Source organism: Enterococcus sp. 2STP, assembly GCF_032465635.1.
GTDB classification, from domain to species: Bacteria; Bacillota; Bacilli; order Lactobacillales; family Enterococcaceae; genus Enterococcus_B; species Enterococcus_B lactis.
Genome location: NZ_JAWDJH010000019.1, coordinates 200,279 through 212,812, shown reverse-complemented (window position 1 = coordinate 212,812; position 12,534 = coordinate 200,279). Strand labels below are relative to the sequence as shown.

General features: G+C 37.2%; 12 protein-coding genes. 7 read left to right on the top strand and 5 right to left on the bottom strand.

Going from position 1 to position 12,534, the window contains the following annotated elements; genetic code table 11:
- Positions 1-121: 121 nt before the first annotated feature.
- The 3 genes from RWU19_RS08685 to RWU19_RS08675 form a co-directional block, all read right to left on the bottom strand.
- Positions 122-616 carry a hypothetical protein gene (locus RWU19_RS08685; protein WP_002308379.1) on the bottom strand — a complete coding sequence of 165 codons (495 nt, stop codon included), beginning with the start codon at positions 614-616 and terminating at the stop codon, positions 122-124.
- Between the two features lie 1,114 nt (positions 617-1,730).
- Positions 1,731-2,246, bottom strand: a complete 516-nt coding sequence (locus tag RWU19_RS08680) for an LURP-one-related/scramblase family protein (protein ID WP_002375323.1) — start codon at positions 2,244-2,246, stop codon at positions 1,731-1,733.
- 25 nt (positions 2,247-2,271) lie between these two features.
- Positions 2,272-3,141 carry a Cof-type HAD-IIB family hydrolase gene (locus tag RWU19_RS08675; protein ID WP_123838254.1) on the bottom strand — a complete coding sequence of 290 codons (870 nt, stop codon included), beginning with the start codon at positions 3,139-3,141 and terminating at the stop codon, positions 2,272-2,274.
- A 125-nt stretch (positions 3,142-3,266) separates the two neighbouring features.
- Here RWU19_RS08675 and RWU19_RS08670 point away from each other — a divergent pair, with 125 nt between their 5' ends.
- The 4 genes from RWU19_RS08670 (at position 3,267) to RWU19_RS08655 (ending at position 6,195) form a co-directional block, all read left to right on the top strand.
- A complete protein-coding gene (locus RWU19_RS08670; protein ID WP_002308387.1) occupies positions 3,267-3,947 on the top strand; it encodes a uracil-DNA glycosylase in 681 nt (226 codons plus the stop codon).
- A 152-nt stretch (positions 3,948-4,099) separates the two neighbouring features.
- Complete coding sequence (pta, locus tag RWU19_RS08665) at positions 4,100-5,080, top strand: phosphate acetyltransferase (RefSeq protein ID WP_002312157.1); 981 nt, start codon at positions 4,100-4,102, stop codon at positions 5,078-5,080.
- Positions 5,081-5,204: 124 nt separating this feature from the next.
- Entirely contained in the window at positions 5,205-5,678 is a 474-nt protein-coding gene (gene tsaE / locus RWU19_RS08660) for a tRNA (adenosine(37)-N6)-threonylcarbamoyltransferase complex ATPase subunit type 1 TsaE (protein WP_002308391.1), read from the top strand.
- Complete coding sequence (locus tag RWU19_RS08655; protein WP_002344486.1) at positions 5,671-6,195, top strand: GNAT family N-acetyltransferase; 525 nt, start codon at positions 5,671-5,673, stop codon at positions 6,193-6,195. The genes tsaE and RWU19_RS08655 overlap by 8 nt, the downstream gene beginning before the upstream one ends.
- Positions 6,196-6,689: 494 nt before the next feature.
- Here the strand turns inward: RWU19_RS08655 and RWU19_RS08650 are convergent, their stop codons facing one another.
- Both RWU19_RS08650 and RWU19_RS08645 read right to left on the bottom strand, forming a co-directional pair.
- Entirely contained in the window at positions 6,690-7,223 is a 534-nt protein-coding gene (locus tag RWU19_RS08650) for a 3'-5' exonuclease (RefSeq protein WP_123838251.1), read from the bottom strand.
- A 616-nt stretch (positions 7,224-7,839) separates the two neighbouring features.
- Positions 7,840-8,592, bottom strand: coding sequence for an exodeoxyribonuclease III (locus RWU19_RS08645; protein ID WP_123838250.1), 753 nt, complete (start codon positions 8,590-8,592; stop codon positions 7,840-7,842).
- A 112-nt stretch (positions 8,593-8,704) separates the two neighbouring features.
- On the opposite strand from RWU19_RS08645, the gene RWU19_RS08640 reads away from it, so the two are divergent.
- The 3 genes from RWU19_RS08640 to RWU19_RS08630 all read left to right on the top strand — a co-directional run bounded on the left by RWU19_RS08640 (position 8,705) and on the right by RWU19_RS08630 (position 12,410).
- A complete protein-coding gene (locus RWU19_RS08640; protein ID WP_024634976.1) occupies positions 8,705-9,625 on the top strand; it encodes a Gfo/Idh/MocA family protein in 921 nt (306 codons plus the stop codon).
- A 72-nt stretch (positions 9,626-9,697) separates the two neighbouring features.
- Positions 9,698-10,633 (top strand): UDP-N-acetylmuramate dehydrogenase, encoded by a 936-nt coding sequence (gene murB, locus RWU19_RS08635; protein WP_002375311.1) that lies wholly within the window; start codon positions 9,698-9,700, stop codon positions 10,631-10,633.
- Positions 10,634-10,931: 298 nt separating this feature from the next.
- Positions 10,932-12,410: a helix-turn-helix domain-containing protein gene (locus RWU19_RS08630; protein ID WP_096541031.1), complete on the top strand. Its 1,479-nt coding sequence runs from the start codon at positions 10,932-10,934 to the stop codon at positions 12,408-12,410.
- The last annotated feature ends 124 nt before the right edge of the window (positions 12,411-12,534 follow it).

Sequence of the window (12,534 nt, the reverse complement as noted above, 5' to 3'; positions counted from 1 at the left end):
GAGAAGCAAACGGAAAAATAGTTCCTCATATTTTGCCGTTGGTTGAGCTAATACCGAGGGTCAGCTGTTTGAACACCGTTTGTTCGAAATAAAGGACTGTGACACGATTTTTGTCACAGTCCTATTTGCTATCCGTTGTAAAACTGTATTCGACCCCGAATGAATCTTTTAGCCTTGCTTGATTGTCAGCTACCCATGTAAATTCCTTTTTGTAATCTTTTCCGATTAGATAAGTTTTTTTATTATCAGAATCGATTTCCACTCTTCCATTTTTGACTTTCCTGTTGAAACTTTGCAGTAATTCTGGATTTTCAGTAGAAATAGTTTCGGAAGGAAAGTCTTCTTTAATCATTTCAGCCAGTAACAGTCGATCGGTTTCGCTTAACAATTTTGTTGGAGAGGTATTTAAATTTATATTTTGTTTAAATTCTTTACTGATTTCTAAATACCCATTATCTAAAATATAAGTTCCTCTAGTTTGTAAGGTTCCATTAGCTGTAATTTGTTCTATTGTGACATAAGTTATTTTATTGTAATTCGAATTGCAACCGCTGATTATGAATAATAATAACAAATGTGATGTATAAATAGTTCTTTTTAATAACTTTTTTTTCATGTGATCCTCTCCTTTAATCTCTATTTTTCTTATATTTTACCATATTTGAAGAATGATGGTAATATAATTGAAGTTTTGTTTGATGTGCATAAAAATTCAATGTATGAACAGAGTGTAAAAATAGAAATGGAGGTTTTTTATGATTAAAAATGTTTTTTATTTAGCTGTTTTTTACTGTCCGTTGCTGTTTTTTATTAAGTAATAACGGTGTCCATGCTGAAACAAAAGATTTTAGCTATGGTGAGGATGCTCCTTCTCACATTGTAGAAACCACTATTTTTGATTTCGATCAAATGAAGTTTATCGCTATTTCTCCACAAGCTATATTGACACGTTATTGGACAAGTGGATGGACAACGACTGGAAATCCTGCTCCAGCTGTTGCATTCTTCCAATCTGGAGCCTATCGAGGTTGGCTTGGAAAATATAGGGAAATGCCTGTTTCAAATGGAACTCGAGGATATTATGAGGGATATTTTTATCACCATTCCTTACCTTTACCGATTCCTTCAAAAATAAATTTCAGGGAAGGAGATATATAAGCGAAAAAATTTAAGAATTTATTTATTTTAACAATGGTTATATGGGGATTAACCGCTTTTTCACAAAAAATACATGCCGATACAAATGATTTAAGTGCTGAGCAGGTAATGAGTACTATCAATAGCAGAGGTAGTAAAGTTATCTACCATACAAGACGATCGGCTACTTTAAGCGGTCTAACAAATACAATTATATATAATGATGGTATTTATTGTGGGCAATTATATTTACAAAGTTGGTCTTACGACAAAGATTTTGCTACAGGAAGATTCTGGTATGTAGGGATATACAGAGGGACGGTCAGATCGAATGGAGGATGTCCTATCGGTCGATTAAAGTCTTAATATGTGATAGGAGGATATAGACGGATGAAATAGCACTTTTTTAGTTCATCAAGAGTGTTTGAATAGCTCTGCTTCGTGGGGAATTTTGGTATTTTCTATTATTGATAAGAAATATTGGGAGTCGTTACTCGATCAAGTAACGACTCCCAATATCGTAGATTCTTCATTTTGACTTAGATGTTGAGGTTGTTTATTATTGGCTTGTCTTCATGCTACTTTTATTTTTTCTAATTCACATCAAATCGATAGGATAAAGGCTTTTCTTTGTTTTTGTTCTTTCGGTAAAGCCAGTAATCTAAAACCGCAGCAATACAAATACAAACAGGAGCATCTTCATCATTTGAGATATCCAGTACATAGTAATCTCCTGAAAAAAGCGTAGCTTTATCCATCTTCATGATTTGTTGATTGAAATGATGGATTTGATATTGATGATTATAGATATCACCTTGGACTGTCCAGTGAAGCCTACGAATATAATAAAAATCACCGGGCCAATTGAATATTTTCTGCATGGTTCCCACTTTTTCGAACTCCTTATACAGTTCAAAACGCGTACCGAATGTCAGGCTTATTTGCTTGATGTGGGCAACAAGATCGCCATTCATGGCATAAAGAGACAACGCATCGCCCTTTGTTCCCCAGCGACCAACCATCAAAAACAGGGAATGCCCTTTTTCGTTTTTGACGATTGTCCGAGTTGCACGTCCAAGCTGTTTTTCCTGAATGAAAAATTCTGACATCTATCTCCCTCTTTTCTAGATAAAACTATAAGTCTTCTGCAATCGCGCGCAATATGGCTTTTCCTACGCCAGATTCAAGGTTCGTGTCCGTTGTATATTTGGCATAATCTTTTACTTCGATTTCTGCATTTCCCATTGCAAAACTGACTCCTGCCACTTGCAGCATGCTGACATCATTGAAATTATCACCAATCGTCATGACTTCTTCTAAAGAAATGCCACGCTCATGCGCGACATGGGCAACGGCAATTCCTTTTTGAGCGTTTTTATGGTTCACTTCAATATTGTTTTGACCAGAAGAAGTGACAGCTAAATCGCCTAAAAGAGAAATCTGCTTACCAACTGGTCCTAACACAGCAGGTCCTTCTGTATGAAAACAGATGATTTTCAAGACTTCCAGATTCTTTTCTTCCAAAATGGTACGAATACTGTCTACATATGTGATGTGCAGCAACTCCAGCTTAGCTGAGGCCATGGCAATCGCCATTTTATACGTAAGGTGAGGTAAATGGGTAGCGACCATGGAAGCAAAGCTTTCGATCCGCTTCGCTTGATTTTCAGAATAAAGACCATCGTTGGTTGCTACTTCATAGTAAATACCGTTAGCGTCTAAAATATCCAAAACAGAGGTTGCTTGATTAGTTGGGATGGATACGGTAAACAAGGAATTTCCTTCTTTATCAAATACTTGTGCCCCGTTCAAAGTGATCATCGCACAATCGATTCCTACTTCATCCAAAGCGGCGCGAGCTTCTTGATAGTTTCGTCCAGTAGCGACCATGAACTCAACGCCGGCATCGTTTGCAAAACGTATTGCTTCGGCATTTTCAGGAGAAACACTCATATGGGCATCTAATAATGTGCCATCCATATCTGATGCAATTAATTTGATCATAATGATTATCGTTCCTTTCTGCTTCTTGTTCCTAGTTTACCATATTAATCAAGTGCTGAGGGGGAAGATTGTCCCTTGTGATTGAAGAAAATGTGAGTTATTCTTTTTATTAGGAGGTGGAGGTTTTGAAAGAAATCATTCATAACAGTTGGCAAGAAGTTTTGTCCTCAGAATTTTCAAAAGATTATTATCTGCATCTAAGAGAATTTTTAAAGAAAGAATATGCGACCCAAAAGATCCATCCAGATATGTATCATATCTATGAAGCGTTGGAATTGACTCCTTATGAAGAAGTCAAAGTAGTGATCTTAGGACAAGATCCTTATCATGGAGAAAACCAAGCTCATGGATTATCTTTTTCTGTGCAGCCCGGCGTGAAGATCCCGCCATCTTTAAGAAATATCTACAAGGAGCTTCATGATGATCTTGGTATCGTACCTGTTCAACATGGAAACCTAGTATCATGGGCTAAACAGGGAGTCCTCTTACTCAACACTGTTCTTACTGTTCGGGAAGGGCAAGCTTATTCACATCGCGGGAAAGGTTGGGAAAGATTAACAGACACGATCATTGAAAAATTAAATGAACGAGAAAAACCAATCGTGTTTATCTTGTGGGGAAAACCGGCGCAAGAAAAAATCAAAATGATCGATAAGAGCCGTCATATCATCATTACATCTCCACATCCCAGTCCGCTATCTGCAAGCCGTGGCTTTTTCGGTTCCAAACCCTTCTCGAAAACGAATGATGCACTCCTTGCGTTAGGAGAAGAACCGATTGATTGGCAGCTGCCTGAAACAGTGTAATAAAACAGCGCTTTCCTGTTATAGCGCAGTTTGCCATATATGTGAAAAACTTCATTTTTCCGGCATTTTTGACTGATACAGATAAAATAAACTGTTCTTTTTTTATGGAATAGTGTATGATAATACATATAAAAACGTCTGGAGGTCATCTTGTGGAATTGTTTGATAGTTTAAGATTTAAGATTGTTCGCCGTGGGATCAAAATCGTTTTCCCGGAAGCTACTGATGCTCGAATTTTAGGTGCAGCTGCCCGGTTGAAAGCAGAAGAACTGGTGGAACCCATTTTAGTAGGAAACGAAGAAGAAATAAGAAATGCAGCACATGCCAGAGGAATCAAAACATCTAGCTTTACGATCATTAGTCCTGATACTTACGATAAGTGGGATGAAATGGTAGATGCTTTTGTCGAACGTAGAAATGGAAAGGCATCCAAAGAACAAGCAGAAAAGATTTTAAAAGATGTGAATTACTTTGGCACGATGCTTACGTATATGGGTGTTGCAGACGGCATGGTCTCTGGAGCAATCCATTCGACTGGTGACACTGTTCGTCCAGCACTTCAAATCATCAAAACAAAACCTGGTGTCAGTCGGACAAGTGGTGCGATGATCATGGTACGTGGAAGAGACCAAGAAAAATATGTCTTTTCTGATTGTGCAATCAATGTGAATCCAACTGCACAAGAATTGGCAGAAATCGCTGTAGATTCTGCAAAAACAGCTGAACTGTTCGATATCGAACCAAAAGTGGCGATGATGAGCTTCTCGACAAAAGGTTCAGCGAAATCGCCAGAAGTAGACAAAGTAGTTGAAGCCACTAAAATCGCTAAAAAACTAGCACCGCAATATTTGATCGACGGCGAATTGCAATTTGATGCTTCTTATGTTCCTTCAGTTGCACAACTGAAAGCGCCAGATTCAGAAGTAGCTGGTCAAGCAACAGTCTTTGTATTTCCAGAATTGCAATCAGGAAATATTGGCTATAAAATTGCTCAACGTTTCGGTAACTTTGAAGCAATCGGACCAATCTTGCAAGGTTTGAACAAACCGGTTTCTGATTTGTCTCGTGGAGCAAATGAAGAAGACGTATATAAATTATCGATTATCACAGCAGCACAAACATTGATTGATTAACAAATACACACGGACTAGTCCAAAAACGGCAGCTGCTGTTCTTGACTAGTTCGTTTTTTTCTTTAAAAAAACTTCATTACGCGATATACTGGCAAAAAGAAAGAAGAGCGGGAGAAGATGAAAAATGATCGAACTATCAGGATTAACAATGACAGAACAATTTGCAGAGGCAATTGGTCATTCCGCCATGCCAGGTGATAATCTGATATTGACTGGTGATCTAGGTGCGGGTAAAACAACATTGACGAAAGGTATCGCCCAAGGACTGGGAATAACGCAAATGATCAAAAGTCCGACATACACGATTATTAGAGAGTATAATCAAGGCAGGATTCCGTTGTATCACATGGATATTTATCGGGTAGCAGCTAGCGGAGCTGACTTAGGGTTAGATGAATATTTTGAAGGAGATGGACTTTCCGTTGTCGAATGGGGAAATCTATTAGAAGAAGCACTGCCAGAAGATTATTTGGAACTGATTTTAGAAAAAAGTGATACAGATTTAGAAAAGCGTTATGTGAAATTGATCTCATATGGTGAACAAAGTGAAACATTCAAACAGCGAATCCTAGAAAAATGGGTTGAAAACCATGAGTGAAGAAATTGGAATCATCTTGCGGGAAGCAGTGCCAGATGATGCAAAAGATATTCTTTCGATGATGGAACAAGTCAATAGCGAGACAGAATTTTTAGCTTTAGATGAAGCTGAACTTCTTTTACCCCCAGAAACTTTATCAGAAGAGTTGGGTTATATGTACGAAAGCAACAATAATTTATTGCTGCTTGCTCTCAATGAAGGGACGATTGTTGGAACAGCATCAGTCAAAGCAGACAGTCAATTTCGTTTATCTCACGTGGGAGAAGTCGGTATCAGTATCCTGCAGGAATATTGGGGGATGGGACTAGGTACTCTTATGCTAGAAGAAATCATCAATTGGGCGAAGGAAATGGGTGTACTTTTTCGATTGGAGCTGGATGTTCAAGTTCGTAATGAAAGAGCCGTACACCTTTACCAGAAAATGGGTTTCCAAATCGAAGCGGTCATGCCTAGAGGGGCAAGAACAGATTTAGGTGAATTTTTAGATGTATATAAAATGAGTTATTTGATTGAATAGAAAAAATAAGAAAAGAGTTAAGAAACTGTCAACCTTTTGGGAAGGCAGAAAAACGCACGAATGGACTGTGACAAAAGTCGTGTCGCAGTCCATTTTTTTGAATAAACGGTGTTCAAAAGCTTGCATCTGCGGTAATAAGCCCAACCAAACGAAAAATAGGAGGAGCTATTTTTGTTTGGCTGTTCTTATTACTTGATGCAGGACAGCTTTTTCACAACCTCTTCCTTAAACGGTGTTCTCCTGCCAACTCCTCGGTCACAAGCCACAACATTCATCAAACATGAGAAGCTGTTTTTTGAACTTGCTCCTTGTGACTCGGAGCTGAACGGCAGGCTCACGACCTCTTGGTAAACGGTGTTCAATCAGCTGACCTTCGGTATTAGCTCAAAAAACGGCAAAATATGAGGAACTATTTTGCCGTTTGTTTCTCTAATACTCAGGTCAAAACGCTGATTTCACAACCTCTTTGTGCGTTTCATAAGTAAATGATTATTTTACTTTATAGTCACGAGTTTTTTCAATGGATCTGTCCCGAATTTTTTTTCTTGATAAAGCAGGATTTCCGCACACGCACGACTATCTTCCAATGCATCATGATGATGATCTAATTGGATGTTCAAATTTTCGCACACAGTGTTCAATCGATGATTTGGAAATTCAGGAAACAAGCGACGACTGCTTTTCACTGTACATAAAGAAAGATAACTAGGCTGTTCGAGATGGTAATAATCTAAACAACCTGCTAAGACCTTTGTATCAAAAGCAGCATTATGTGCAACAACTAAACGATTTTTTTGAAAATATGGCTGGATAGTTTGCCAGACTTCTGGAAATTTCGGCGCATTGCGTACGTCTTCTTGATGGATTCCGTGAATTTGGACATTTCGCCAGAAAAAAGGAGTTTCCGGCTGTATCAATGTATAGAATTCATCGACGATTTGGCTGTTTTTTACCATGACTAACGCAAGAGAACAAGCGCTATAAGGCTGATGATTGGCAGTTTCAAAATCCATGGCAACAAAATTCATTTCTGTAAAACCTCCTTGGGAAATTACTGTAACATACTTTTGAAAAAAACAAATAGTTTTAACAAAAAACATAGGATTTTTTATGTAGTTTTTGTAGAGAAAAGCTATTTTTTGAACTCATTCCTTGCGACTCGGAGTTAGACGAGAGGATCATGACTTCTCGGTATCAGCCAGAAAACGGCAAATATGAGGAACTATTTTGCCGTTTTCTTTCTCTAATACTCAGGTCAGGACACTGATTTCACAACCTCTTGATAAACGGTGTTCTCCTGCCAACTCCTCGGTCACAAGTCACAATATCCATAAAACATGGGAAGCTGTTTTTTGAAATTGCTCCTTGTGCCTCAGAGTGAAACGGCAGGCTCACAATCTCATGGTAAACGGTGTTCAATCAGCTGACCTTCGGTATTCGCTCAACAAACGGCAAAATATGAGGAACTATTTTGCCGTTTTCTTTCTCTAATACTCAGGTCAAACGCTGATTTCACAACCTCTTGGTAAACGGTGTTCAAAAGCCAGTTTCTCGGTATTAAGCCAAATTTATGCAAAAATGGGAAAGCCATTTTCACAAAATTTTTCTTCATACTCGAAACTAAACAGCTTTTTCACAACCTCTTTATTTTAAATCTAATTCTACTGGACAATGGTCACTGCCCATAATGTCCGTATGGATCTTTGCATCAGCCAGTCTTGGCGCTAAATCTTTGCTCGTCAAAAAGTAATCGATCCGCCAACCAGCATTGTTTTTTCTTGAATTGAATCGGTAATTCCACCAAGAGTAAACACCTTCTTGGGTTGGATAAAAATAACGAAATGTGTCGATAAACCCGTTATCCAACAGTCGAGAAAGAGCCGCTCTTTCTTCCGGAGTGAATCCAGCATTTTTTTGATTCGTTTTCCAGTTTTTCAAATCGATCGTTTGATGCGCGACGTTTAGATCCCCGCAAACGATGACTGTTTTTTGTTTCTTTAGATTTTCCAAATAATTATAAAAGGCTTCTTCCCATTCTAATCGGTAATCTAAACGTTTCAATTCACTTTGAGAATTTGGCGTATAACAAGTTACAAGAAAGAAATCGGAATATTCCAAAGTGATCAGACGGCCTTCTGTGTCGTGGATATCGATACCCATTCCGTAAGTGGCATTCAATGCAGGTTCTTTAGCAAAAATGGCTGTACCAGAATAGCCTTTTCGTTCCGCATAATTCCAATATTGATAATAACCAGGAAGATCTAAATCGATCTGTCCTGCTTGGAGCTTTGTTTCCTGCAAACAGAAAAAATCGGCGTCTAACTCATGAAAAACTTCTAAAAAATTTTTATTTACGATGGCACGAAGCCCGTTCACGTTCCAAGAGATAAATTTCAATAAAAGCACACTCCTTCAAATTAAATTCCTTACCTTTGCGATACTATTGTACCTCATTTTAGTAAAAAATGGTGTAAGATGAAAGTAACTAAATGATCCAGGAGGAAAGTCGATGAAGATTGGTGTAATCGGTGTAGGGAATATTGCAGAAAAAGCATATTTACCAACCTATGCGAAAAAACAAGGAACAGTTGATTTTTATTTTGCAACACGAAATAAAGAAACAAAAGAAAGAATCCAAAAAGAATATGGGTTCCAACATCTATATGAAACGATCGATGAGCTCTTAGAAGAAAAAATCGAAGCATGCATGATCCACGCAGCAACAAAAGTACATTATGAGCTAGCAAAAAGATGTCTGGAAAATGGTATCCATGTTTATATTGACAAACCGTTGAGTGTCCATCTAAACGAAGTGCGTGAATTGCAAGAATTGGCTGATAAGAACCAAGTGATCTTGATGGTCGGTTTTAACCGACGCTTTGCTCCTATGGTAGAAGAATTGAAACGTATCCCAGAGAAGCGGCTGATCCAACTGCAAAAAAATCGAATAGCGGCAAAAGAGACGACAGAATTCGTCCTTTATGATTTATTTTTACATCTCATTGATACAGCGGTGTATTTATTGGATGAACCCATTTTGAGAACAAAATATCAGATAAGAGAAACAAAGGAATATTTGGAATATGCCATTTTACAATTAGAAACACAAAATCAAACGGCTATATTAACGATGGATTTGGCAAGTGGTGCTAATACAGAAAAATATCAAGTAACAAGTAAGAATGGTACTTATGAAGTAAGCGACCTGACCCAGCTTGTCATTCAAGATGCTGATGGAAAAAAGGTGAAAGAATTTGGCGACTGGACGAACACGCTAGTCAAACGCGGATTTGAGCCAATGGTAGAGGCCTTCTTATCTCAGGTACGTTCAGGTAAACCGGAAGCAGAACTGCTTAAACAGCAAGAAGTTGTAAGAAGTCATGAATTATGCGAGGAAGTGCTTAAAGAGCACTACCGTCACCAACTTTGAACAAGACTGGCAAGATTGTATTAAGCGTGATAGAATAATGGGGACGTTTGAGAAAAGAAAGGAAAATCCTCAGTGAATAAAGAAGAAATAGTTGAAAGCTTAGCCACGATCACTTTATTGTTTGATGAACCATTGATGAACTATACGTTTACGAAAACAGGCGGACCAGCTGATGTCCTTGCATTCCCGAAAAAGCAAGAAGAAGTAAAGCAAATCATCGATTATTGCCGAATCCATGATATACCTTGGATGGTACTAGGAAACGCAAGCAATCTGATCGTTCAAGATGGCGGAATCCGCGGTGTAGTCATCATGCTGACTGAAATGAAACAGATTCATGTCAAAGGAACGATGGTCATTGCGGAAGCAGGTGCCTCACTGATTGATACGACTTATGCAGCTTTGGCCGAATCATTGACTGGATTTGAATTTGCTTGCGGCATCCCTGGAAGTGTCGGTGGAGCGGTTTATATGAATGCAGGTGCGTATGGCGGAGAGATCAAAGATGTTTTTGCTGAAGTGGATCTTTTGCTTGAAGATGGAACATTGAAAACTTTGACAAAAGAAGAAATGGTATTTTCTTATCGTCACAGTAAAGTCCAAGAACTACGTGCTATCGTATTGGAAGCTCGATTCAGTTTGCAAACAGGGGATTATGAAGCAATCAAAGCAAGAATGGATGAGTTGACAGAATTGCGTCAATCAAAACAGCCATTAGAATATCCTTCATGCGGCAGTGTCTTTAAGCGCCCAGTAGGACATTATACGGGTCAGCTGATCCAGCAAGCAGGATTGCAAGGTCTGAAATGGGGCGGTGCACAAATCTCTGAAAAACATGCTGGATTCATCGTTAATATCGATCATGCGACAGCGACAGATTATATTGAATTGATTGCGCACATCCAAGAAGTAATCAAAGAAAAATTTGATGTGTCTTTAGAAACAGAAGTGCGGATCATTGGAGAGAAACAAGCACTATCAGAAACAAGCAGAAGTTTAGCGAATTAATAAGTAATTGCACTTAAAATAAGTAAAAGAGCAGGACGGTGGACGCCCTGCTCTTTTTTGTGGTTGTTTACGCAAATGGTGCAAATCTTGTATATTTTAACACAATAAAACAAAAAATATAGAATATTTTCCCGTAAATTTTTCCATTTTTTGCAATATTCTCAAAAAAAAGATAAAAAATGAGAATAACTGATGAAAAAACAGGTGTAATCCATCATAAAATCAGTATAGGTGAAAAGATGAACTTTCATCTGCATATCAAGTGATTGGTATGAGGCATTTTTTTGAGGTGTAGGATATGAAGTTGGATTACCTTATCGAAGAGGAAGATAGAGAAAAACTGCTGTTAGCCAGATATTTAGAATTTGAGAAAAAGAATTACGTCGTGTTGTCTAAGTTATATGAAACATTAGGTTTATCTAAATTTAAAACAAGAAATTATATCATAGAATTAAATAAAGAATTTTCTGAATTCAAATCAAAGCCAGAGATCCAAATCTCAGAAGAAGGAGAGATTCATGTTGAACGGCTAAATTTGACGGATATTAAAAATTTAAGAAGAATCTACTTTCAACGATCAAAAATTGCTCGACTGTTAACGGAGATCGTAGATTCAAAAGTAACAATTGAAAAATTTGCAGAGAACCATTTTTTAAGCATATCAAGAGCTTATGTAAAAAGAAGAGAATTAGTCTCTTTTCTTGAACAGCATCAAATAAAGTTAAAGAAAAACATATTAGTTGGGGAAGAAATAAACATACGGAACGTATTATTTGGGGTATATTTTGGGGTCTTTAATGGTTTTTCTATGCCATTTAGAGAAAGCGTCATGAATGAAGCAAAAAGTATCGTGCAATATTTTGAATATCTGTTCAATTTAAAGTTGTCTGCCACAAAGCGAATCAAATTCAATTTGCTAACTACTGTTAGTTTGTTGAGGATTTATGGAAATCAACCAATAGGAAAACGTTTCTTTTCAGATGAATACTTTAAGAGCTCAGAAGGAATGAAGATTATTAAGGATTTATCGCATATTTCTTTTCTACATATCCCTAAAGAGCAGATCATTGATGAGATTTCTTATATCATGTTATTTTTGATTACGGAAGAAGAATTTGAATTAGATGGTGCGTTTGGACTTGCGGAAGCTCATTTCCATGATATCCATATGATTAGTCAAAAAATGTCAGTGGAATTGATTGATCAATTACCATTTTCAACTGAAGTTTCTGAAGAAGAAAGACTCCATATACGAAAAGAACTTCGTATGGGGATGATGCATGTCAATCGGAAAAATTGGATATTCGACTTTGAGATGACTAGTTTTACGTCTAAAAAGCAGTTGCAGTTTTTCTTCGAAACGTATCCAATATTCAGTACAGCGATCCAAAATGTCATACAAGATAATAAACGCTATTTCTTGGAAAAAGATGAACGTTTCATGATTCGCTTATTTTATGATTATCTTTTTTTATTGGTCGGTATTTGTCCAGTCTCTTATTTTGAATCACCAATCTATGTCTGTATTGATTTTTCTCAAGGATCTGCCTATACCGATTATATTATTTCTCAAGTGAAGGGATTTAAAAATTACAATATTGTGATTGAAAATCGAATCACTTCCCGTACGGATATTTATTTATCTGATTGTTTGCTTGAAAAATTCAACAAAGAGCAGATAATATGGAAAAATCCGCCGACTCCAGATGACTGGGAATATTTTGGGAATATCATTATCAGAGAAAAAAATAGACATTTAACTGAAAAAATCAGCTAATATTTATGGATGACAACTTTGTCTCACTTATTTATTAGCTGATTTATGTATTTTTTCAAAGAAAAGATGACTAGATATCAAGAGATATTGCTTGACAAAATTAAAAAGTACATAAGTTATTATT